21 protein-coding genes and 2 tRNA genes are annotated in these 23,068 nt (G+C 66.4%); 13 read left to right on the forward strand and 10 right to left on the reverse strand.

What is annotated here, in order from left to right; genetic code table 11:
• Window positions 1–923 precede the first annotated feature (923 nt).
• The 8 genes from AC5RV6_RS05965 to rpmH form a co-directional block, all read right to left on the reverse strand.
• The gene (locus AC5RV6_RS05965; RefSeq protein WP_494006633.1) at window positions 924–2,084 is read right to left on the reverse strand and encodes a ParB/RepB/Spo0J family partition protein; all 1,161 of its coding nucleotides are present in this window, start codon (window positions 2,082–2,084) and stop codon (window positions 924–926) included.
• A 452-nt stretch (window positions 2,085–2,536) separates the two neighbouring features.
• Complete coding sequence (locus AC5RV6_RS05970) at window positions 2,537–3,715, reverse strand: ParA family protein (RefSeq protein ID WP_494006357.1); 1,179 nt, start codon at window positions 3,713–3,715, stop codon at window positions 2,537–2,539.
• Window positions 3,716–3,918: 203 nt separating this feature from the next.
• On the reverse strand, window positions 3,919–4,545 hold the full coding sequence (rsmG, locus tag AC5RV6_RS05975) for a 16S rRNA (guanine(527)-N(7))-methyltransferase RsmG (protein WP_494006634.1): 627 nt from the start codon (window positions 4,543–4,545) through the stop codon (window positions 3,919–3,921).
• A gap of 102 nt (window positions 4,546–4,647) precedes the next feature.
• Window positions 4,648–5,181 carry a Jag family protein gene (locus AC5RV6_RS05980; protein ID WP_494006358.1) on the reverse strand — a complete coding sequence of 178 codons (534 nt, stop codon included), beginning with the start codon at window positions 5,179–5,181 and terminating at the stop codon, window positions 4,648–4,650.
• Window positions 5,178–6,143 (reverse strand): membrane protein insertase YidC, encoded by a 966-nt coding sequence (gene yidC, locus AC5RV6_RS05985; protein ID WP_494006359.1) that lies wholly within the window; start codon window positions 6,141–6,143, stop codon window positions 5,178–5,180. The genes AC5RV6_RS05980 and yidC overlap by 4 nt, the downstream gene beginning before the upstream one ends.
• A gap of 10 nt (window positions 6,144–6,153) precedes the next feature.
• The gene (yidD, locus tag AC5RV6_RS05990; protein ID WP_494006360.1) at window positions 6,154–6,528 is read right to left on the reverse strand and encodes a membrane protein insertion efficiency factor YidD; all 375 of its coding nucleotides are present in this window, start codon (window positions 6,526–6,528) and stop codon (window positions 6,154–6,156) included.
• Window positions 6,525–6,902: a ribonuclease P protein component gene (gene rnpA, locus AC5RV6_RS05995; RefSeq protein WP_494006361.1), complete on the reverse strand. Its 378-nt coding sequence runs from the start codon at window positions 6,900–6,902 to the stop codon at window positions 6,525–6,527. The genes yidD and rnpA overlap by 4 nt, the downstream gene beginning before the upstream one ends.
• Window positions 6,903–6,962: 60 nt before the next feature.
• On the reverse strand, window positions 6,963–7,100 hold the full coding sequence (rpmH, locus tag AC5RV6_RS06000; protein ID WP_022889115.1) for a 50S ribosomal protein L34: 138 nt from the start codon (window positions 7,098–7,100) through the stop codon (window positions 6,963–6,965).
• A 472-nt stretch (window positions 7,101–7,572) separates the two neighbouring features.
• Between rpmH and dnaA the strand changes: the two genes are divergently transcribed.
• The 11 genes from dnaA (at window position 7,573) to AC5RV6_RS06055 (ending at window position 19,687) form a co-directional block, all read left to right on the forward strand.
• Complete coding sequence (dnaA, locus tag AC5RV6_RS06005; RefSeq protein WP_494006362.1) at window positions 7,573–8,994, forward strand: chromosomal replication initiator protein DnaA; 1,422 nt, start codon at window positions 7,573–7,575, stop codon at window positions 8,992–8,994.
• Window positions 8,995–9,510: 516 nt separating this feature from the next.
• Window positions 9,511–10,635: a DNA polymerase III subunit beta gene (gene dnaN, locus AC5RV6_RS06010; protein WP_494006363.1), complete on the forward strand. Its 1,125-nt coding sequence runs from the start codon at window positions 9,511–9,513 to the stop codon at window positions 10,633–10,635.
• Window positions 10,636–10,869: 234 nt separating this feature from the next.
• Window positions 10,870–12,054 carry a DNA replication/repair protein RecF gene (gene recF, locus AC5RV6_RS06015; RefSeq protein ID WP_494006364.1) on the forward strand — a complete coding sequence of 395 codons (1,185 nt, stop codon included), beginning with the start codon at window positions 10,870–10,872 and terminating at the stop codon, window positions 12,052–12,054.
• Window positions 12,038–12,607, forward strand: coding sequence for a DciA family protein (locus AC5RV6_RS06020; protein ID WP_494006365.1), 570 nt, complete (start codon window positions 12,038–12,040; stop codon window positions 12,605–12,607). Before recF ends, AC5RV6_RS06020 begins: the two co-directional genes overlap by 17 nt.
• A gap of 295 nt (window positions 12,608–12,902) precedes the next feature.
• Window positions 12,903–14,951: a DNA topoisomerase (ATP-hydrolyzing) subunit B gene (gene gyrB / locus AC5RV6_RS06025; protein ID WP_494006635.1), complete on the forward strand. Its 2,049-nt coding sequence runs from the start codon at window positions 12,903–12,905 to the stop codon at window positions 14,949–14,951.
• A 111-nt stretch (window positions 14,952–15,062) separates the two neighbouring features.
• Window positions 15,063–17,696, forward strand: a complete 2,634-nt coding sequence (gyrA, locus tag AC5RV6_RS06030; protein WP_494006366.1) for a DNA gyrase subunit A — start codon at window positions 15,063–15,065, stop codon at window positions 17,694–17,696.
• The gene (locus tag AC5RV6_RS06035) at window positions 17,693–18,199 is read left to right on the forward strand and encodes a DUF3566 domain-containing protein (protein ID WP_494006367.1); all 507 of its coding nucleotides are present in this window, start codon (window positions 17,693–17,695) and stop codon (window positions 18,197–18,199) included. The genes gyrA and AC5RV6_RS06035 overlap by 4 nt, the downstream gene beginning before the upstream one ends.
• Window positions 18,200–18,302: 103 nt before the next feature.
• A tRNA-Ile gene (locus AC5RV6_RS06040) sits at window positions 18,303–18,376 on the forward strand.
• Between the two features lie 45 nt (window positions 18,377–18,421).
• Window positions 18,422–18,541, forward strand: a complete 120-nt coding sequence (locus AC5RV6_RS06045; RefSeq protein ID WP_494006368.1) for a DLW-39 family protein — start codon at window positions 18,422–18,424, stop codon at window positions 18,539–18,541.
• Window positions 18,542–18,551: 10 nt separating this feature from the next.
• Window positions 18,552–18,624: transfer RNA gene (locus AC5RV6_RS06050), tRNA-Ala, on the forward strand.
• 139 nt (window positions 18,625–18,763) lie between these two features.
• A complete protein-coding gene (locus tag AC5RV6_RS06055) occupies window positions 18,764–19,687 on the forward strand; it encodes a DMT family transporter (protein ID WP_494006369.1) in 924 nt (307 codons plus the stop codon).
• A gap of 84 nt (window positions 19,688–19,771) precedes the next feature.
• Here the strand turns inward: AC5RV6_RS06055 and AC5RV6_RS06060 are convergent, their stop codons facing one another.
• Window positions 19,772–20,704, reverse strand: coding sequence for a hypothetical protein (locus tag AC5RV6_RS06060; RefSeq protein ID WP_494006370.1), 933 nt, complete (start codon window positions 20,702–20,704; stop codon window positions 19,772–19,774).
• Between the two features lie 149 nt (window positions 20,705–20,853).
• Between AC5RV6_RS06060 and AC5RV6_RS06065 the strand changes: the two genes are divergently transcribed.
• Both AC5RV6_RS06065 and AC5RV6_RS06070 read left to right on the forward strand, forming a co-directional pair.
• The gene (locus AC5RV6_RS06065; RefSeq protein ID WP_494006371.1) at window positions 20,854–21,396 is read left to right on the forward strand and encodes a peptidylprolyl isomerase; all 543 of its coding nucleotides are present in this window, start codon (window positions 20,854–20,856) and stop codon (window positions 21,394–21,396) included.
• Window positions 21,397–21,598: 202 nt separating this feature from the next.
• Entirely contained in the window at window positions 21,599–22,333 is a 735-nt protein-coding gene (locus AC5RV6_RS06070; protein ID WP_494006372.1) for a rhomboid family intramembrane serine protease, read from the forward strand.
• A gap of 446 nt (window positions 22,334–22,779) precedes the next feature.
• Here AC5RV6_RS06070 and AC5RV6_RS06075 read toward each other — a convergent pair whose 3' ends face one another.
• Window positions 22,780–23,031: a cell division protein CrgA gene (locus AC5RV6_RS06075; RefSeq protein WP_494006373.1), complete on the reverse strand. Its 252-nt coding sequence runs from the start codon at window positions 23,029–23,031 to the stop codon at window positions 22,780–22,782.
• Window positions 23,032–23,068: the final 37 nt, after the last annotated feature.

The raw sequence follows: 23,068 nt of genomic DNA on the forward strand, positions 1-23,068 counted from the left end.
CGTCCTCAGGCCCTGGTGTTCCCACGCCAAGGCCAACAGGCCACGGTGCCTGCGGTCCGGACAGCGAAAGGGTCCAGAGGTCCGGACAGTGTACGCGTCCTGCGGTCCGCACGGCGTACGGGCCCAGAAGTCCGCACGGCGGGGTCTACGGTCACCAGGGACACCGGTTCTCCGTGCACGATAGACGAAGCCGTCTGCACGCCTACTGCCTTAAGTAGATTTGCCAACTTGAGCAGGAGGATGCGACGTTGTTCAGCGGTTCGTTCGCTGTCACCAGTACACGGCAGTGCCTTGTCTTCACGCACCTCTCGATTCCTGGCTGCCCTATCCAGCCATCTGTGAGTGGCCTGCTCGCGTGCACTTCCTTCTCCTTCCGCTGGCACTTCAAGGCCAAAATCCGGTTCCGGCTTTGCCCGTTCCAGGCCACGCCAAGGAGCACGCTTCCCTCCGGTCATGGAGTCCTAGCGCTAGCCAGCTGGCCGCCCATCCGGGAATTCTCTCCATTGCCGTGCCTCGTTTCACGTGAAACGTCATGGTTCTGCTCGCCGCGGTGAGGAGCCACACACCATCCTCGGCTCGGTGCCTGGGGTCGAAGTCAGCTGTAGGAGGGCTTTATCCAACTTCCTGAGCTTCACCACAGGGCACCGATGCCACGTTGTCCGCTCGATGACCTCAGGCTTCTCCACGCGGTCCATGGGGCGCACTCCCGCCGATGGCGGGTGCGATCTAAGTAGCACCCGTGAAAGTGGGCAACAGTCCACCACCAAGGAGCCCGCCGGATGCTGGCACCGACCTCTTCCGCCCCTCGCCCACTCCTCCCTACGGATCGAAGACGTTAGCAAGGGCGGCGGACGGAAAAGACTGGGTTAAAAGAAGCGAGGGCACCGTTTCACGTGAAACAGTACCCTCGCTTCCGAAGTGGTTCAGCCGGCGGGCTGGTTTAGGACACCCATAATGCGGTTAAGGTCATCCACACTTGCGAACTCGATGCTGACCTTACCCTTCTTGGCACCCAGCGTGATCTTTACGCTCGTATCAAGCCGGTCAGACAGGGCATTGGCCAGGTAGTCGAGCCGCTCATGCCGCGCATTTTCCTTGGGCTTCTGCTGGCGGGTGGCGCGCTTCGCCCCTGCACTCAGGGACACAAGCTCCTCGGTCGCCCGAACCGAGAGTCCTTCGGCCACGATCCGCTGAGCCAACTTCTCCATGTCGGCCGGCTCCGCAAGCCCCAGGAGGGCGCGAGCGTGACCGGCTGAGAGCACTCCGGCTGCAAGCCTCCGCTGTACCAAAGGAGGCAGCTTCATGAGCCGCAGCGTGTTGGTGATCTGCGGTCGGCTGCGCCCGATGCGCTCAGCCAGCTCTTCATGCGAGCATTCAAAGTCGTCCAGGAGCTGCTGGTAAGCGGCGGCTTCTTCCAGCGGATTCAGCTGACTGCGATGCAGGTTCTCGAGGAGGGCGTCGCGAAGCAGGTCGACATCCTGAGTCGACCGGATGATCGCAGGAACCGACTCCATGCCGGCTTCTCGGGAAGCCCGCCACCGCCGTTCGCCCATGACCAGTTCGTACGGAGCATCGTCGTCCTCGCTGGACGGACGGACCACGATCGGCTGCAGGACCCCGATCTCGCGGATCGAGTGCACCAGCTCAGCCATCGCATCTTCATCAAAGACGGTGCGCGGCTGCTTCCGATTGGGATGGATGGCGTCAAGCGGCAGCTCGGCAAACGTTGCACCCGGGACCGGAACAAGTGTTGCACGTGAAACAGTGTCAGCATCGGGCGTGTCCGTCGTGCTGTTCGCGGGGGCCGGCGCATCCGCGGGGGTGCCCGCTTTAGCCTTACGGGCCGCTGAAGCGGGGGCCGCAGTGGCGCTCTTGGACTTGCGGGGCGATTTCGGGGCGGCCGCGGTGGAAACCGATGACTCGTCTGCCGAGCTGCTTGCGGCACCGGTCCGGGATCTCTGCTTGGCCTTGCCGGAACTCCCGGCCTCGCCGGCGCCGGTTTCGGCTGTCTCCGAGCCTGCCTCTACGGGCTCCTCCCCCGCTTTCGACGCCGCCTTGCCCCTGCGGCCGCCCTGAGCCGTCATGGAAGGACGTTCTGAGGCGTCCTGGGCCTCCGTGGCGGCCGCGGAGGGCGAGGTGTCAGCCTGAGAACCTGCAGCACTGTCAGCTACGTTCGTGCCGTTGCTCTGTGCCTTGGCGGCAGCCTTGTCTGCGGGTTTGCGCGTAGCGGACCGCCGTGTGGGAGCCGGCCCCAGCAGGGCGTCCTTGTTGATGCCTCCCCTTCCGGCCGCGCCGGTTCCGCTGCCGCCGGCAGGGAAGAACAGGTCGACCGGACGTCCGGGGCGAGCCGCTGCTGCGTTCTCGCTGTCCTCAGGTGTGCTGGGTATGAGGGCGCCCAGCCCGCGGCCCAATCCACGACGCTTTTCGGTCACGGGTAAGTCCTTCCATTTACCGCAGGAAAAACCGGCGGCACATCACTTGTGAACTCATTGTAGGGTTCAGGATGCGAACATCCCGGTAACTGCTGCAGTGGTGTCTACTGACGCTGGGCGATCTCGGCTGCAGCCTCGAGATAGGACAGCGCACCACTGGAGGACGGGTCGTAGGTCATGATCGTCTGCTGATAGCTCGGGGCCTCCGAGATCCGGACCGAGCGCGGCACCACGGCCTTCAGCACCTGCTCCGGGAAGTGTTCCCGCACCTCGGCCGCGACCTGGGCAGCCAGATTGGTACGTCCGTCGTACATGGTCAGCAGGATCGTCGAAACTTCCAGATCGGCATTCAAATGCTTCTGGATCATCTCGATGTTCTTCAGGAGCTGGCTCAATCCCTCCAGGGCGTAGTATTCGCACTGGATCGGAATGAGCACCTCACGGGCGGCCACGAAGGCATTCACCGTCAGCAGGCCCAGACTCGGCGGGCAGTCGATGAAGATAAAGTCCAGCCGCGGCAGGCCTGCGGCTTCCCGCTCCTTGGCATACTTGGCGATCGCCCTGCTCAGCCTCTGCTCCCGGGCCACCAGGGAGACAAGCTCGATCTCTGCTCCGGCCAAGTGAATGGTTGCCGGCGCGCACAGCAGGTTGTTGATATCGGGGCACGGAGCCACGACCTTGCCCAACGGAAGGTCATCGATCAGTACGTCGTAAATGCTCTCCACTTCAGCGTGGTGATCGATCCCCAAGGCAGTCGACGCGTTGCCCTGCGGATCGATGTCAATCACCAGGACGTTCAGCCCGGCGGTGGCCAGCGCTGCGGCCAGGTTGACGGTCGTGGTGGTTTTACCCACCCCGCCTTTCTGGTTGCTGACGGTGAGGATCCGCGTCTCGGCCGGTCGGGGGAAGCTCCGTCCCGCCAGCTTCTCGCGCCTACGGGCTTCGCTGGCCAGCTCGCGGGCCAGCGGCGTGCTTTCATCCATGAGGTCCATGACGTCGACCGACGGGGATACCAGATCAGTCCCGGCGGTCGCACCCCCTTCTTCGGCTTCGGGATCCGCCTGCAGCTCCTGCTTCGGTTCGACTGCCGGCGGGACGGACGATGTTTCACGTGAAACGGTGGAACTGTCGGCAAACGTCGCCACGGATTCGTACGGGATAGCCGCCGGATCCACATAGGCACCCGGCTGCGGTTGATTTTGACGTCCAAACGACGCCGACAGGGCAGACCCCAGCGCTGCAAAGGGGGGAATCCGTTTAGCTGCCGAACCGCGCATAGTCACCGGGACGTGCTCTCTTTCCAACTCAAGGCAATAACTGCATCTAGCCTATCGGGTAGAGCCTAGATCGCCGGGATCGCAGCGCAGCAGGGGACAAATCAGGAGGGCGCCGCTGCGGGCGTCCGAGTAGTCCCTCGGATCTCCAGGGCAGGCCGATCCTGGAACGGGAGCCGTGAAATGGAGCCGCCGGTTGGAATGGGTGGGTGTCAGGAGCCGACGACGATACGCACGACGGTGGTCGGTTCCTCGAGCACGTCAGCGCCCACGGTCACCACTTCGGTCCGGCGTCCGCCCATCCGGCGGATGATCTTCGAGGCCTTCTGCACTTCCTCGCCGGCGCTGCGTCCCTTGATCGCCAGAACCTCTCCCCTGCCCTTGAGCAGAGGTATGGTCAGCTGGGCCAGCCCGGTCAGCGCGCTCACAGCGCGGGCCGTAGCGAAGTCCACGTCCACATCCGCGGCGACCTGCTCAGCGCGGCCGCGCAGGACCGTCACATTTTCCAGCCCGAGATCGTCAACAACCTCGTTCAGCCAGATCACGCGCCGCTCCAGCGGCTCGATCAGCGTAAGGCTCAGGTCCGGACGGGCGATCGCCAGGCAGAGGCCTGGCAGTCCCGCCCCGCTGCCGACATCGGCAACGCTGGCCCCCTCAGGAAGCAGATCAGCCACCACGGCACAGTTCAGCACATGCCGGCTCCACAGCCTGGGCACCTCACGCGGGCCGAGAAGCCCTCGCTCAATGCCGGATGTCGCCAGGTGTTCCACGTACCGTCGGGCAAGATCCAGCCGCTCACCAAAGACCTTCCGGGCTGCGGCGGTCTCCTCGGGACTCATTTCAACCAACAGTGCTGTTCCTCTTCGATCTGCCGCATTCAGGTGCGGCCCCTGCGGACCCGTGCCGATCACGCCTCATGCGGAGCCGTGAGGCTTCAGTCGTCAGTCATCGGCGAGCATGACGACGACGTGCCGTCCGCTGCCCTCGCCCTCGGACTCGCTGACGAGGCCCAGCTCGGCAACGGCGTCGTGCACGATCTTCCGCTCGTAGGCGCTCATGGGGTCCAGGGCCACCGGCTCGGCCGTCTCGCGTGCCCGGGCAACGGCGTCCTCGGCCAGCTGGCGCAGCACGGCGGAGCGCTCGGCCCGGTACCCGGTGATGTCCAGCACCAGCCGGGAGCGGTTCTCGGTAGCCGTCAGCACAGACAGCCGAGCGAGTTCCTGCAGTGCCTCGAGCACCTCTCCGTCAGGCCCCACCAGGGCCTGGAGGGCGGCGTTGTCCTCTTCTTCGGAGACCACTGAGATGTAGGTCCTGCCGGCGCGCACCTCGATGTCGATGTCGCCGTCGATGTCGGCGATGTCGAGCAGTTCCTCGAGGTAATCCGCGGCGACGTCGCCCTCTTCCTCGAGGCGGCCGGTGGCCGCCTGGCCGTTCTCAGGAAGATCCACGGACTCGTCAATGTGCTCGGTGCTCATTTTTTCTTCCTGTTCTTGCGCTGCGGCTGCTGGCGCTGGGTCTTCTTGGCGGACGCAGGAACCGGGGCCGGCTCGGGAGCCTTCTTCTCGCCCAGCAGGGGCACCATCGGCAGGCCGCGCTTGGCGCGGCGCTCGGCCAGGGCCTTGGCTGCCGGGGAACCGGGAGTCGGCATGCGGCGGATGACGAAGAACTGCTGTCCCATGGTCCACAGGTTGGTGGTGGTCCAGTAGATGAGCACGCCGATCGGGAAGTTGATGCCGCCGACGCCGAAGACCACGGGCAGTACGTAGAGCAGCATCTTCTGCTGGCGCATGAACGGGGAGGCCAGGGCCTCCTCCGACATGTTCTTGCTCATGATCTGCTTCTGCGTGATGAACTGCGAGGCGGTCATCGCAAGGATCATGATGATCGAAAGGACGATGACGCTGGTGTGCCCCTCGGTGCCGAAACCATGCAGCAGCGAGGAGGACAGCGGGGCCCCCAGGATGGTCGCCTCGTCGAACTGGCGGATGGCGTCGGGAGTGAGCGCCCCGATGCCGGTGCCGCCGTCGTTGGCCGAGGAGACGCCGTTGAGCACCGTGAACAGTGCGAAGAAGAACGGCATCTGGATCAGCATCGGCAGGCAGGCCGCGAACGGGTTGGTCCCGTGCTTCTTGTACAGCGCCGTCTGCTCCTGCACCATTGCCTGGCGGGAGAGCTGGTCGGTCTTGCCCTTGTACTTCTGCTGCAGCTTGCGCAGGTCCGGCTGCAGGGACTGCATGCCGCGCTGGGCCTTGATCTGCTTGACGAAGACGGGGATCAGGGCGGCCCGGATAACGATGACCAGGCCGATGATGGAAAGAGTCCAGGTCCAGCCCGAGGCAGGATCCATACCCACGAAGACGAACCCTTCGTGGAAGATCCACATGATCCAGGAGACCACCCACTTAAAGGGGAACAGAATCGTCTCGAAGAAACCCAATTTTCTCTCCTCAGGCCGCGGTGCGGCTGTCTTCGTCGGCTGGAATCGGGGGGTGATTCAGCACAATGATGCGGGGTACCCGGCCGTGTCGCCACGTCCTGCTTCCCTGCGGAACATGGTCGACGCCGCCGTCGTTCCACGGATGGCAGCGAATGAGCCGGCGGGCGGCCAGCCACGAACCGCGGACGGCTCCGTGGACCGTCACGGCTTCAAGAGCATATGCCGAACAGGACGGGAAGAACCGGCAGACCTGTCCGTAGAGGGGAGAGATCAGCGCCCGGTAGGCGACCAATACGGCAATGAGCACGTAGCGCGGAAGGTTCCACACCACACGGCCGGCCGTAACGGCCCACCGTGCGAGGAAACCGCCCGAGGGGCTGCTCATTGCTGTTTCACCATCCCCTGCCTGAGGTCATTCTGCGCCAGTTTCTTCCTGCACGTTCCCAGGGCGGAACCGAAATCGGCGGACAGCTGCTGCCACGAGGCCGATGCCGATGCCGGCAGCGCCCGAACCACAACGTCCAGCCCGGACGGGCGTACGGAAATCTCACGGGCGGCCGCTTCCCTCAGTCTCCTCTTAACGAGGTTCCGGGTCACGGCGTTCCCCACATTCCGGGCAACGATGAAGCCCACCCGTGTGGGACCGCCGCCGTTGGCGACTGCGTATAGAACTACGTTCCGGCGCCCGCTGCGGGCACCGGAACGTACGGTGTTCGTGAAGTCAGTCGACGTCCGCACCCGGTTCCGCTGAGGCAGCATTCACGCCACCCGGAAGCCGGTCAAGCTGCGCAGATGCAGCATCGACAACGGAAGAACTGGTTAGGCCGACAGTTCGGTGCGGCCCTTGGCGCGGCGTGCGGAAAGAATGGCACGCCCGGCGCGGGTACGCATGCGAAGGCGGAAGCCGTGCTTCTTGGCACGACGGCGGTTATTCGGCTGAAAAGTCCGCTTGCTCACGGTAGTTACTCCAAGACGATCGGAAGATGCGCCCTGCTTGCTGCAACAAGGGGGAAGAACAAGCGGCGCGTATTTCATGTATCCGCCGCGGCTCACCCGGACCCTGGATCCCTAGTTTCCAGAACCCCGGCTGGGCATGCATGAGCGCAAGCAGCAGACACAAAGGACTATCCCACGTTAGAGGAGCAGCCCTGAGCAGTCAAACCGGAGGATGTCCACAGGGATGAACAACCTTATCAACAGCTGTGGAGAAAGCGACGCTCCCGAAGGCGGACGCGCTGCCGTGTGAGGACCGTCCCATCGCCGCCGGCGCCCGGATTTCCAGCTACCCCCGGGGCGGTTCATCCTCTAGTCTGGGCACGGGCCGTTTTTATCCACTTCTGTGCATAACCCTGTGGATGAAGGCCGGCAGCCGGTGCGGCTGCCAAGTAGCATCGACGGCATCCAAACGGATGCGTCATGAGAGGTTTGCGTGGGTACGGACGAAAGCAACGACGTCGGAAGCTCCTGGCGGAAGGTCATCCGGACGCTGGAAGGTGATGACCGCGTTTCACCCCGCCAGAGGGGATTCGTCGTCCTCGCCCAGGCTCAGGGCCTGATCGGCACCACTTTGCTGGTGGCAGTTCCCAACGAGCTCACCCGGGAAGTGCTGCAGACACAGCTCAAGAACATCCTCGACGACGTCCTCCGCGATGTCTTCCAGGCGGACATCCAGTGCGCCTTCGTCATCGACCCTGACATGACCCCGGTGCTTGAACCGGAGCCCGAGCAGGAACCGGCCCAGGAAACGCCCAGCCCCGTCCCCGGGGGTGAGAGCGGCGCCCCGGCTCCCTCACCGCCGAGCAACTCGCAGGAGTTCGGCAGGCTGAACCCGAAGTACGTCTTCGAGACCTTCGTCATCGGCTCCTCGAACCGGTTCGCCCACGCCGCGGCGGTGGCGGTGGCCGAGGCCCCGGCCAAGGCCTACAACCCGCTGTTCATCTACGGCGATTCGGGCCTCGGCAAGACCCACCTGCTGCATGCCATCGGCCACTACGCCCGGCACCTCTACAACGGGATCCGTGTGCGCTACGTGAACTCCGAGGAGTTCACCAACGACTTCATCAACTCCATCCGGTACGACGAAGGTGCCAGCTTCAAGCAGCTCTACCGCAACGTCGACATCCTGCTGATCGATGACATCCAGTTCCTGGCCAACAAGGACGCAACGCAGGAAGAGTTCTTCCACACCTTCAATGCCCTGCACAATCACAACAAGCAGGTGGTCATCACCTCCGACCTGCCGCCCAAGCAGCTCTCAGGCTTCGAGGAACGGATGCGTTCACGCTTCGAGTGGGGCCTGCTGACCGATGTGCAGCCGCCCGAACTGGAGACCCGCATCGCCATCCTTCGCAAGAAGGCCATCGGCGACAGCCTGAGCGCTCCCGACGACGTGCTCGAGTACATCGCTTCGAAGATCTCCACCAACATCCGTGAGCTCGAAGGTGCCCTCATCCGCGTCACGGCGTTCGCCAGCCTCAACCGGCAGCAGGTCGACGTCGGCCTCGCCGAAATCGTGCTGAAGGACCTCATCACCGATGACGGTGCACAGGAAATTACCGCAGCCTCCATCCTTGGCCAGACCGCCGCGTACTTCCAGATCAGCCTGGAGGAGCTCTGCAGCAAGTCGCGGACGCGCACCCTGGTCACGGCGCGGCAGATCGCCATGTACCTCTGCCGGGAACTGACGGACATGTCACTGCCCAAGATCGGCCAGGAGCTGGGGGGTCGCGACCACACCACCGTGATCCACGCCGACCGCAAGATCCGCGAACTCATGGCCGAACGGCGCGCCATCTACAACCAGGTCACCGAGCTGACCAACCGGATCAAGCAGCAGCAGCGCGAGGCCTGACCGGGCCGGCCGCCAGGCCGTTCCCGAGCCCCGCAGGGGCTCGAAATTAACATTTGTGGACAAGGTTGTGGATAACCCGGTGCATAACCCGTGGTTAAAGGTCCTCCGCTGTGGACCGTCGAACTACACGAAATCTTCCCCACAGGCCCGGTCTGCCGCGGCGGCAGCAGGTCCACATCTTGTCCACAGGCCGAATCGGTGTGGCCGCGCCGCCGGCCGGGGTTATCCACAGTTTCCACAGAAGTTATTAACACTACGGATCTTAAGAAATTTGGCTCCACCAAATAACAAGTTCCCGACCTCGCCCATCCGAAGACCACAAGACGGGCCCATCCTTGGCCCTGAAGCCGGGGCCCTTCGCCGATGCAGGCACCGGCCGCTGGGGCTAAGCTGTGAGCGGGGTATTGTTGTCATTCGGTCCGGGGACTGCCCCGCGCCGCTGCGGCGGTCCCCCGCCCATCCTGAGAAGTACCGAAACCGTACTGAGTCGTATGTTGCGAAAGGCGGCACCCTGCAGTGAAGTTCAGAGTTGAGCGGGATGTCCTGGCCGAGGCCGTCACCTGGACAGCGCGTTCCCTCTCCCCCCGCCCGCCGGTGCCTGTGCTGTCCGGCCTGCTGATCCGTGCGGAAGCCGGAGTGCTGAGCCTGGCCAGCTTCGATTACGAGATTTCGGCGCGGCTGCACATTCCTGCCGACATCAGCGAAGAAGGAACCATCCTGGTTTCCGGCCGGCTCCTGGCCGAGATCTGCCGCAGCCTGCCGTCCGCACCGGTGGAGGTGGAGACCGACGGCTCCAAGGTCTCCCTCACCTGCCGCAACTCGCACTTCAACCTCGCCACCATGCCGGTCGGGGAATATCCGGAACTTCCCGCCCTTCCCGATGTCAGCGGCGTCGTTGACGGCGATGCGTTTGCACAGGCGGTGTCCCAGGTGATCATCGCCGCAAGCCGTGATGACACCCTGCCCATCCTGACGGGCGTCCGGATGGAAATCGAGGACGATCTCATCACCTTCCTGGCTACCGACCGCTACCGGCTGGCCCTTCGTGAGCTGCCCTGGAAGCCGTCCGTTCCGGGTCTGTCCACGAGCGCGCTGGTCAAGGCCAAGACGCTCAGCGAAGTGGCCAAGACCCTCGGCGGCGGCGGCGACCTCAGCATTGCACTCTCGGAGAACAGCGAACTGATCGGCTTCGAAAGCGGCGGCCGGCGGACGACATCGCTGCTGGTCGACGGCGACTACCCCAAGATCCGCAGCCTGTTCCCCGAGAACACCGCGATCCACGCCACGGTGGAAACCAGCGCCTTGGTGGAAGCGGTCCGCCGTGTCTCCCTGGTCGCTGAGCGGAACACTCCGGTGCGGCTGGCCTTCACTGACGGGCAGGTGGCCCTCGACGCCGGCACCGGCGAGGACGCCCAGGCCTCCGAGGTCCTCGAGGCCGCACTGGTCGGGGACGACATCACGGTGGCGTTCAACCCGCACTACCTGAGTGAGGGCCTGGGGGCCTTCCCCAGCAAGTACGTGCGGTTCTCCTTCACGACCCCGCCCAAGCCCGCGGTCATTTCGGCGCAGGAGGACCTCAACGGCGAGGACAAGGAAGACTACCGCTACCTGCTGATGCCGGTCCGCCTGCCCAACCAGTAGCAGCCCGGGTATCCTGCAGCGCGGACGGCCGGCCCGGTGGATCTGCACCGGACCGACCGGTCCGCCACCCGGAACGGCACCGGCTGCCGAGGGTCCGGGGACCGCCTCCGGGCCGGCTCGCAGGCGGGAGCGGGCAGCCCGCGATATATTCAAAACAAGGAATATAAGGGGTATATGCTTCATGCGGAATGCTTCTGCGATCCCGCCGCGGCCGCCCTTGGAGGTTGAGGCCTGATGTATATCGACCAGCTTTCGCTCACCTCCTTCCGCAGCTATGACCAGCTGGACCTTGCCCTCCGCCCCGGCGTGACCGTCTTCGTCGGTCCCAACGGCACCGGAAAGACCAACATCGTCGAGGCCATCGGATACCTGGCGTCGCTGTCCTCCCACCGGGTCAGCTCCGACGCTCCCCTGGTCTCCTTCGACGCTGCCCAGGCGATGATCAGGGCCCGGCTGGTCCGGGCTTCGCAGGCGACGACCCTGGAACTGGAGCTGAACCCCGGCCGCGCCAACCGGGCGCGGATCAACAGGGCAAACCCGGTCCGCGCGCGGGACATCCTCGGCCTGTGCAGAACGGTGCTTTTCGCGCCGGAGGACCTGGCGCTGGTGAAAGGCGATCCAGGCAGCCGGAGGCGTTTCCTGGATGAGCTGATCGTGGCCCTGGTCCCCCGGCACGCGGCCACCCGTACGGAATACGACCGGGTCCTCAAGCAGCGCAACGCCCTGTTGAAATCCGCACGCGCCGCGGGCCGGTTCACCTCGGCGCATGAAGCGACGCTCGATGTCTGGGACCAGCACATGGCCGTGGCCGGAGCCGAGCTGACCGCGGCGCGGTTGGCGGCGCTGGACCGCATCCAACCCCACCTGCAGGCGGCCTACCGGGACCTGACGGACGGATCGAAGGCGGTCTCCGCCCTGTACCGCTCCACCCTGCTCGGGCCGGTGGACGAAGACGGGTCGGCGGCTGCGGGTCCCGATCCGCGGGACCTGCTTGGCCTGAACACCGCAGAGCTGACTGACCGCTATCTGGCGGCCTTTGCCGCCGCGCGACGGCGGGAGGTCGACCGCGGCACCTCGCTGGTGGGACCGCACCGGGACGAAGTGGAGCTGATGCTCGGCCGGGCGCCGGCGAAGGGCTACGCGTCGCACGGGGAGACCTGGTCCTTTGCCCTGGCCCTGCGCCTGGGCTCCTACTACCTGCTGGCCGACGACGATGACCGCCCCGGCTCCGGGCCGATCCTGATCCTGGACGACGTATTCGCGGAACTGGATGCCGCCCGGCGGGAGCGCCTGGCCGGCATCGTCACCGGCGCCGAACAGGTCCTGGTGACCGCCGCCGTCGGCGATGACATCCCCGGTGCCCTGTCGGGCGAACAGATCACCGTGGTGCCCGGAGGCGTGCGTGAGCCCGTCCGCTGAACCGCCGGAGTCCGGCGCCGGCGTGCCCGCGAAATCCGGCGGCCAGGAAGCGGAGCCGCTGGGTCCGGATGCCGCGCAGGCCCAGCTGAACCGCATGCGCGACGCCGCGCGGGCGCGCGGCGAGCACCGCACCGCCGGCCCGCGCCGCAAAGGCACCCCGAAGCGCCGGCAGCCCTTTGTTCCCGGAGAATACGTCGGCCGGGACCCGCAGGGCCTGGGCTCGGTCTTCAGCCGATTCGTCAGCGAACGCGGCTGGAACTCCCCCGTGGCGGTCGGTTCGGTGATCGCCCGCTGGGACGAGCTGGTGGGCCGCGAGGTGGCCGCCCACTGCCGTCCCGAATCGTTCTCCGACACCACGCTGCAGGTGCGCTGCGACTCCACCGCCTGGGCCACTCAGCTGCGCCTGCTGCGCCCGGCCCTGATCGCCCGCTTCGACGAGGCGCTGGGTGCCGGCGTCGTCACCCGCATCCAGGTGCTCGGGCCGGCGGCGCCCAACTGGCGCCGGGGCGCCCGCAGCGTGAAGGGCCGCGGTCCGCGCGACACCTACGGGTAGGAGGACCGCGGAGGGGCGGCCGTCGTGGCGGGGCTCCGGCGGGAGGTCCGGCGGATCCCGCAGTGGCCGATTAGCGGCGGGAAAACCCCTTCGGAGGTATCCGTTCCCGTGCCGGGGGTCGGCACCGGCTCAAAACCCGGTTTCCTGCCCTCCTGGAGGGTGTTTTGGACCGGATTGTCCCTGCCGGCACGGTAGAATGGACAAGGATGCCTATCCGCGCCGGGGAGGCGCCGGCATGCGTCGGTCAAGACCAACACAAGAGGAGTCGACAGCACCTGTGGCTAACGACAATGAGATGGACAACACGGAGCTAACTCCAGAGCATCACACCGATCCGGAAAAGGCCACCCCCGCGGAGTACGGGGCGAATGAAATCACCGTCCTGGAAGGCCTGGAAGCCGTCCGCAAGCGCCCGGGCATGTACATCGGTTCCACCGGACCCCGCGGCCTGCACCACCTGGTCTACGAAGTGGTGGACAACTCCGTCGATGAGGCCCTTGCCGGCTACTGCGACCGGATCGAAATCACCCTCCTTGCCGACGGCGGCGTGCGGGTGCGGGACAACGGCCGCGGCATCCCCGTGGACATCCATCCCACCGAGGGCCTGCCCACGGTGCAGGTCGTCATGACCATCCTGCATGCCGGCGGCAAGTTCGGCGGCGGCGGCTACGCCGTCTCAGGCGGCCTGCACGGCGTGGGCATCTCCGTCGTCAACGCCCTGTCCAAGCGGGTGGACACCGAGGTCCGCCGCCAGGGCCACGTCTGGCGGCAGAGCTTCGCCGACGGCGGCCACCCCCAGGGCGGCCTGGTCAAGGGTGAGGAAACCGACGAGACCGGCACCACCCAGACCTTCTACCCGGACCCGGAGATCTTCGAGAGCACCGAGTTCGACTTCGAGACGCTTCGCGCCCGGTTCCAGCAGATGGCCTTCCTCAACAAGGGCCTGAAGATCATCCTCACCGACGAGCGGGCTCCCGCCGAAGACAACGAGGAGATCGCCGAAAACGAGGACGCGGGCGACGCCGGCGAGACGCCGGCGCACCGGACCGTCGAGTACCACTACGAGCAGGGCCTGCTGGACTACGTCCACTTCCTGAACTCCTCGAAGAAGGTCGAGGTCATCCACGACGACATCATCGCCTTCGAAACCGAGGACGGCGACCGCAAGATCGCCGTCGAGATGGCCATGCAGTGGACCACCGCCTACTCGGAGAGCGTCCACACCTACGCCAACACGATCAACACCCATGAGGGCGGCACCCACGAGGAGGGGTTCCGCGCCGCCATGACCTCGCTGATCAACCGGTACGCGCGGGAAAAGAACATCATCAAGGACAAGGATGACAACCTCACCGGCGAGGACATCCGCGAGGGCCTGACCGCCGTCATCTCCGTGAAGCTGGCCGAACCCCAGTTCGAGGGCCAGACCAAGACCAAGCTGGGCAACTCCGAGGCCAAGGGCTTCGTGCAGCGCGTGGTCACCGATCAGCTCGGCGACTGGCTGGAGCGCAACCCGGGCCCGGCCCGCGACGTCATCCGCAAGTCCATCCAGGCCTCCCAGGCGCGGATGGCGGCCCGCAAGGCGCGCGAATCCACCCGCCGCAAGGGGCTGCTGGAATCCGGCGGCATGCCGGGCAAGCTGAAGGACTGCTCCTCGAAGGATCCGTCGAAGTCCGAGATCTACATCGTCGAGGGCGACTCCGCCGGCGGATCCGCGGTGCGCGGACGCAACCCGGAGACCCAGGCCATCCTCCCGCTGCGCGGCAAGATCCTGAACGTCGAGCGGGCCCGGCTGGACCGGGCCCTGAGCAACGCCGAAGTCCAGGCCATGATCACCGCGTTCGGCGCCGGCATCGGCGAGGACTTCGACGTCGAGAAGGCCCGCTATCACAAGATCGTGCTGATGGCCGATGCCGACGTTGACGGCCAGCACATCACCACGCTGCTGCTGACGCTGCTGTTCCGCTACATGCGCCCGCTGATCGAGCATGGCTACGTGTACCTGGCCCAGCCGCCGCTGTACCGCATCAAGTGGTCCAACCATCCGCACGACTATGTCTTCAGCGACCGGGAGCGCGACGAGACCGTCGCCCGCGGACTCGCGAACGGCCAGCGGCTGCCCAAGGAGAACGGCATCCAGCGGTACAAGGGCCTGGGCGAGATGGACTACACCGAACTGTGGGACACCACCATGGACCCCGAGCACCGCACCCTGCTGCAGGTGACCATGGACGACGCCGCCGCTGCGGACCAGGTGTTCTCCGTCCTGATGGGCGAGGACGTCGAATCCCGCCGCCAGTTCATCCAGCAGAACGCCAAGGACGTGCGCTTCCTCGACATCTGAGGCCGGCCCGGACAGGGCGGCGCCGGACCCGGATCCGGCGCCGCCGCCGCGCAGCCTCCGGCGGAGGGCGCGGACAGACTTTCTTCGAAAGAACCAGAACGGAACTGACAAATGAGTGATGAGACTCCCGAGGTACCGGCCGACGGCGAGCCGCTGACCGGGACCGTGATGGACCGCGTCGAGCAGATCGACCTGCAGACCGAGATGCAGCGCTCCTACCTGGACTACGCGATGGCCGTCATCGTGGGCCGCGCGCTGCCGGACGTGCGCGACGGGCTGAAGCCCGTGCACCGCCGGGTGCTGTACGCGATGTTCGACGGCGGCTACCGCCCGGAGCGCTCGTTCAACAAGTGCGCCCGCGTGGTCGGCGAGGTCATGGGCCAGTACCACCCGCACGGCGACTCGGCGATCTACGATGCACTGGTCCGCCTGATCCAGGACTGGGTCATGCGCTACCCGCTCGCCCTGGGCCAGGGTAACTTCGGCTCCCCCGGCAACGACGGCGCCGCCGCCCCCCGGTACACCGAAACCAAGATGGCCCAGCTGGCCATGGAAATGGTCCGGGACATCGACGAGGAGACCGTCGACTTCCAGCCCAACTACGACGGCAAGAACCTCGAGCCGACCATCCTGCCGGCCCGGTTCCCGAACCTGCTGGTCAACGGCTCTTCCGGCATCGCCGTCGGCATGGCCACCAACATCCCGCCGCACAACCTCCGCGAGGTCGCCGACGGCGTGCAGTGGTACCTGCGCAACCCCGAGGCCACCAGCGAGGAGCTGCTCGAGGAGCTGCTCAAGCGGGTCAAGGGCCCCGACTTCCCCACCGGCGCCCAGATCCTGGGCCGCAAGGGCATCGAGGAGGCCTACCGCACCGGCCGCGGCTCGATCACCATGCGCGCGGTGGTCAACGTCGAGGAGATCCAGAACCGCACCTGCCTGGTCGTCACCGAGCTGCCCTACATGGCCAACCCGGACAACCTGGCGGTGAAGATCGCCGAACTGGTCAAGGACGGCAAGGTCACCGGCATCGCCGACCTGCGCGACGAGACCTCCGGCCGCACCGGCCAGCGCCTGGTGATCGTGCTCAAGCGCGACGCCGTGGCCAAGGTGGTGCTGAACAACCTCTACAAGCACACCCAGCTGCAGGAGAACTTCGGCGCCAACATGCTGGCGATCGTCGACGGCGTGCCCCGCACGCTCAGCCTCGACGCGTTCGTCCGGCACTGGGTCAACCACCAGCTGGAAGTCATCGTCCGGCGCACCCGCTACCGGCTGCGGAAGGCCGAGGAGGCCGCCCACATCCTGCGCGGCCTGCTCAAGGCCCTGGACGCCCTCGATGAGGTCATCGCCCTGATCCGGCGGTCCACCACCGTCGAGGACGCCCGCAACGGCCTGATGGGCCTGCTCGAGATCGACGAAATCCAGTCCCAGGCCATCCTGGACATGCAGCTGCGCCGCCTGGCCGCCCTGGAACGGCAGAAGATCCAGGACCAGCACGCCAAGCTGGAGGCGGAGATCGCCGAGTACAACGAAATCCTGGCCTCCGACGAACTCCAGCGCACCATCGTGAGCGAGGAACTGCAGGAAATCGTCGACAAGCACGGCGATGACCGGCGGACCCAGATCGTGGCGGGCTTCGACGGCGACATGAGCATGGAAGACCTGATTCCCGAAGAGGAAATGGTCGTCACCATCACCCGCGGCGGCTACGTCAAGCGCACCCGCAGCGACAACTACCGCGCCCAGCACCGCGGCGGCAAGGGTATCCGCGGCGCCCAGCTGCGCGGCGACGACGTCGTCGAGCACTTCTTCGTCACCACCACGCACCACTGGCTGCTGTTCTTCACCAACCTGGGCCGGGTCTACCGGGCCAAGGCGTACGAGCTGGCCGAGGGCGGGCGCGACGCCAAGGGCCAGCACGTGGCGAACCTGCTGGCCTTCCAGCCGGACGAGCACATCGCCCAGGTGCTGGACCTGCCGAACTACGACGCCGCCCCGTACCTGGTGCTGGCCACCAAGCGGGGCCTGGTGAAGAAGACCCGCCTGGCCGACTACGACACCAACCGGTCCGCCGGCGTGATCGCGATCAACCTGCGCGAGGGCGACGAGCTGGTCTCCGCCCAGCTGGTCTCGGAAACGGACGACCTGATGCTGGTCTCCCGCAAGGGCCAGTCGCTGCGCTTCACCGCCTCCGACGACGCGCTGCGCCCGATGGGCCGGGCCACCTCCGGCGTCACCGGCATGAAGTTCCGCGAGGACGACGAACTGCTGGCGGCCGACGTCGTCACCGAGGACTCGTTTGTCTTCACCGTGACCGAGGGCGGCTACGCGAAGAAGACCAGCGTGGAGGAATACCGGGTGCAGGGCCGCGGCGGCCTGGGCATCAAGGTCGGCAAGTTCGTCGAGGACCGCGGCCACCTGGTCGGGGCCATGGTGGTCCAGGACGGCGACGAGGTCCTGGTGGTCATGCAGGGCGGCAAGGTCGTCCGTTCCGCCGTGAACGGCGTGAACGCGACGGGCCGCGACACCATGGGCGTCATTTTCGCCAAGCCGGACAAGAATGACCGGATCATTGCCGTCGCCCGCAACTCGGAGCGCCAGCTGTCCATCGAGGAGACCGGCGAGGACGACGGACCGGCTCCGGAGCCCGCAACCGAACCTGTGGACTCGATGACCGATGAAGTACGGTTGTCTACAGACCAAACGGCCGGCGGGCCGGAAGAGCAAAATGGAGGTAGTGAGTGAGCTCGACCAACTCAAACCCTAGGGCGACCTCGGGTGCGGGCCCGCGCGTGAAGACGCCGGCACGGCCTGCACAGCGCCCTGGCGGCGGTCAGGGCAACGGCAACCGGCAGCCGCTGGTTCGGCCCGCTCCAAAGGCCAAGGCACGGCGTGCCCGCCTGCTGGTCAGCAAGGTGGACCCCTGGTCCGTGCTGAAGATGGCCTTCCTGCTCTCCGTCGCCCTGGGCGTCGTGACGGTCATTGCGGCCATCGTGCTCTGGACCGTGCTGGACCTGACCGGCATCTTCGACCGGGTCAACGACCTGCTCGGGGAAATCGCCGGCACCGAGTCCGGCGGCTTCGACCTGCGGGACTTCGCGTCGCTCGGCCAGGTGGTCTCCTTCGCGACCATCATCGCCGTCGTGAATGTCCTGCTGCTGACTGCCCTGTCGATGCTGGCCGCGGTGCTTTACAACATCGCCTCCACCCTGGTCGGCGGCATCGGCGTCACCCTCACCGACGACTGACGGATTCCGGGGCCGGTACACCGCACCGGCCCCGGAATGCCCGCCGGTTTTGGCAACCGGTGAGAAGTGCGGTAGAGTCTTATCTCGGCCCGAGAGGTAATCGGGGCGTATAGCTCAGGCGGTTAGAGCGCTTCGCTGATAACGAAGAGGTCCCAGGTTCAAGTCCTGGTACGCCCACGGAAGGCCGGCATTGCCGGTCGACCACCAGAAAAAGGAGGCTCCGTGAAGAAGTTGGTCGCATTCGCTGCGGCGGCGGTCGCGGGAGTCTTCGCCTATCGCAGGTGGCAGGAAAGTGCCGCTGAGAAGGCAGTCTGGAAGGAAGCCACCGACAAGGTCGAGTAGCTTCGCCCACGGGGGCATGGCGCAATTGGTAGCGCACCTGCTTTGCAAGCAGGGGGTTCGGGGTTCGAGTCCCCGTGCCTCCACCGAATGGAAGGGTTCCGGCAATCAGCCGGAACCCTTCCGTGTTTAACCGCCAGCCGGGATGAACTCCCGGTGCAGCCGCCGGGATTTACCGTGGGCCGGCTGCCGCGGTTGGCCGCCGCGGAACAGTAGGCTTTCGAGGTGACCTTCCTCCTCGCCGTCATCGGCGTGCTCGGCGTCTCCGCCTCCGGCCCCATCATGGCCGCCACCGCCGCTCCCGCCCTGGCCATCGCGTTTTGGCGCAACGCCCTGGGCGCCGCAGCCATCGGGCTGCCGTCCGCGGCCCGTGGCCGGATCCGGATCCGCGGCCTGACCGCCGCGGAGTACCGGTGGACCGCGGTGGCGGCGCTTTCCCTGGCGCTGCACTTCGCCTGCTTCATCACCGCACTGCAGATGACCTCCGTGGCTGCCGCCACGGCCCTGGTGTGCCTGCAGGCCGGATGGATCGCCCTGTTCAATCTGCTGAGCGGCACCCCGGTGGGCGCCCGCCTGCTGGCCGGCCTCGGGGCCGCGTTCGTCGGCGTCCTGGTGATCTCCGGCTTCGACTTCGCGCTCTCCCGGGAGGCGCTGCTGGGGGACCTGCTGGCACTGGCCGGCGGGCTGCTGGCGGCCGTCTACACCATTGCCGGGGGCAAGGCCCGGGCCAGCATGAACACGGCCACCTACACCACTCTCTGCTACGGAGCGTGCGCTCTGGTCCTGCTGGGAATGTGCCTGATCTTCCGCCAGCCGCTCGTCTCGTTCCCTCCGGCGGCGTGGGCCGGGATCGTGGGCGTCACCATCGCGGCGCAGCTGCTGGGCCACACGGTGTTCAACCATCTGCTGGCGGTCATCTCACCGCTGGTGGTGTCCATGATCATCCTGCTGGAGATTCCCGGAGCGGCCCTGCTGGCCGCCGTGTTCCTGGGCGAGCAGCTGCCGGCCGGCACCTACGCCGGGCTGGCGCTGATCCTGGCGGGCCTCGCGGTGGTCATCCAGTCCTCCGGGAGGTGGACGCCGAGGCGGGGCCGGCGCAGGGCGCCGCTGCCGCCGTCACCGCCGGCACTGGGGGACATCGAGCCCTGACAGAGAAAGGCGGGGGCCTTCCGACAGGTGTCGGAAGGCCCCCGCCTTCAGTTCAGTTCAGCGTCCCGGAGGACGACCGCGCTCCTACTTGGAGGGCTTGTCGGCGTGGGCTCCGGAGGGCTTGGCCGGCTTGTCCGCGGCCGCAGCGGAGTGCTTGCCCGCCTCGGCCTTGCCCGCCTCGGCCTTGTCCGCGGTGCCGTTGCCGGCCAGTCCCTCGGTGGCCTTGGACGCGGCGGCCGGCTTGGCGGCAGCCGCAGGCTTCGCCGCCGGCTTGGGAGCCGGTGCCTCAGCCTTCGCCGGCGCCTCCTCCTTCACGGCCGGTGCGGCGGGAGCTGCCGGCGCCGGGGCCGCCGGCGACGAGGCCACGGTGGGCCGCTGGGCAGCCGGCGCCGGAGTCTTCCAGGGGTCCTCGACCGGGCGGGAGGCACGCCAGGCGGCGACGGCGGCAGTCACCGCTGCGGCGGCGATCCCGAAGATCAGCCAGCCCTTGCCCTTGCCCTTCTCGGCCTTTGCGGCCTTCTTCGCAGCCTTGGCCGCCTGCTTCATGGCCTTCTTATTGCCGGTCAGCTTGGCGGTGGCCGTCTGCACGGGCACGGCCGCGGTGCCGAGGGTACGGGTCACCGAGTCGGAGGCGTCTCCGAGGCCCTTGGACAGGGCCGGCAGGTAGTCGTCGACCACCCGGTCCTTGGCATGGCTGAGAGCGGGAGTGGCGCGGTCCAGGGTGTGCTGGATCTTCGGCGCCGCCTCGTCGACGGCGGAGCTGATCCGCGGCCCGACCTTCTGGAGGCCGTCCTGCAGCTTCGGCGTGACCGCGGCAACGCCCATGGCGATCTCATCGGCGGCGCGCTTCAGGCCGTCCTGGATCTTGGGGGACGCGGTCTCGATGCCCTTTTCAATGCGGGGAACCGCCCAGCCCACGGCGCTTTCCACCTTGGGGGCCGCCCACTCGCGGGCGGTGCCGACGCCCGCTGTGACATTGGCCTGCAGATCGCGGGCGATGGTGTCCTTCTTCTTCAAAACTAACCTCCCGGATAGTGACGACTCACCGCTAGCCTACGTGCATTGCCCGGGCAGTGCTATCGGGGCCCTGCCCGGGGAGCTTTTCACTCTGCGCGGAACGGGCGGTTTTCGGCCGTTCGCCGGACACCGCGTGGAAGAATGGCCCTATGACTGCTATTCCTACCGCAAAAGCGACCATCCACACGTCGATGGGCGATATCCGCGTCAACCTCTTCGGCAACCACGCGCCGAAGACCGTGCGGAACTTCGTCGGCCTTGCGACGGGCGAAATCGAGTGGACCGATCCCGCCACGGGCGAGAAGACCAGCCGTCCGCTCTACGACGGCACCATCTTCCACCGGATCATCAAGGACTTCATGATTCAGGGCGGCGACCCCCTGGGCCGCGGCACCGGCGGTCCCGGCTACCAGTTCGACGACGAGATCAGCCCCGATCTCGACTTCACCGCCCCTTACAAGCTGGCCATGGCCAATGCGGGCATCCAGATGGGCCGCGGCACCAACGGCTCGCAGTTCTTCATCACCTCGGTGCCCACCACCTGGCTGCAGGGCAAGCACACCATCTTCGGCGAGGTCGCGGACGATGAGTCGAAGGCCGTCGTCGACGCCCTGAACGCCGTCGCCACCGACATGCGCGACAAGCCGGCCGAAGACGTAGTCATCAACAACATCACCGTGGAACAGCTCTAACGCTGCCGCCACAGCCCCGGCCGGTTCCTCCGGCCGGGGCTTTTCGTCCATTCGGGAGAGTACGAACATGTCCTATGGAGTTCCCGCTGAGTCTGAGGCGTCCCAGGCACCCGTGTGCCCGAGGCACCCGGACCGGATCAGCTACATCCGCTGCCAGCGCTGCGGCCGGGCTGCCTGCCCGGAATGCCAGCATGCGGCTCCGGTGGGCATCCAGTGCGTGGACTGCTTCCGCCAGGCCGGCGCCCAGGCACCGAGGTACCGCACGGCCGTAGGCGGAACGGTGCGCGGGGGACGCCCGGTGGTCACCTACACGCTCATGGCCCTCTGTGCCGCCGCCTACATCCTGCAATGGGTGGTTCCCGGCTTCACCGAGCGGTTCTGGTACCGGCCGCTGCTCACCGGATTCGAACCGTGGACGGTGCTCACCTCCGCCTTCCTGCACTCCACCGGTTCGGTGCTGCACATTGCGTTCAACCTGTATGCGCTGTGGTTCCTGGGACGGGCCATGGAACCGATGCTGGGACGCAGCCGGTTCATCGCGCTGTACCTCATCTCGGCCCTGGGCGGTTCGCTCGGAGTCCTGCTGCTGGGCAACCCGCTGGCTCCGGTGCTGGGCGCCTCGGGGGCCATCTTCGGGCTCTTTGGGGCGCTGCTGATCCTGCAGCGGCGCCAGGGTGGTGACATCCGCGGCATTGTGGTCCTGCTCGCGATCAACCTCGCCCTGGGCTTCTTTTACCCCAATATCTCCTGGCAGGCGCACGTCGGCGGGCTGGTCACGGGCCTGGCCTGCGCCCTCGTCCTCGGATACGCGCCCCGCGGCCGGCACCGGACCCTGATCCAGTGCCTGGGACTCGCCGGGATCACCGCCGTCATCCTCGTCGGAGGACTGATCCGCGTGGAGGCCCTGTACGGCGCCCTGGCCGGGGGCCTGGGCTGAGCCGCGCTTCATCCACAGACTTACCCACACCCGTTAGAAAGTCTTATCCACAGGGTTACCAACAGTGTTAATAACTACAGGCGTGTCGTTCGAGCGCCTAGGAAACGGCGCCAGCCGGGGAAAGGACCGCCGTGACGGGCGGGAACGGCCGGAAGGCGGTCCGGGGGACTGTCCACAGCTATACACAGGTATCCACAGGACTTATCCACAATTCTGTGGATAACCTAGTTATCCAGAGGCTGTCCAGACTTACACACATGTAATTCCACAGCTGTGGATAACCCTGCTTCCCAGCAACGGCGCGGTTTTTGGTTCCAGATCCCACAGTTCTATACACACCTGTGGATAACTCTGTGCACACGGTGTGTACAGAAGTTCGCCGCAGGCGGATTAAACGGCGATGCCCGTCTCCGGAAGGAGACGGGCATCGCCGAGGCCGGGACGGGTCAGCGCCAGCGGGTGGTCATCAGGAAGCCGGCGATCGCGATGCCGAACCCGGCCAGGATGTTACCGGAACCAAAGGCCGGCACCGGGTAGCGGCCTTCGGAAATGTAGAACACGAGGATCCACACCAGCCCAATCAGCATGAGCCCGAACATGACCGGCTTGAACCAGACGGGGTTGGGCCCGGGCTCGGCAGCCGGCTTGCGGTCTGCCTTCGCCGGGACCGGCTTCTTGCGGGGCTTCGACTCGGGCACGCATCCTCCTAGCAGAACCGGCACGGTGCCGGCTTCT

The organism is Arthrobacter saudimassiliensis, from assembly GCF_059090665.1.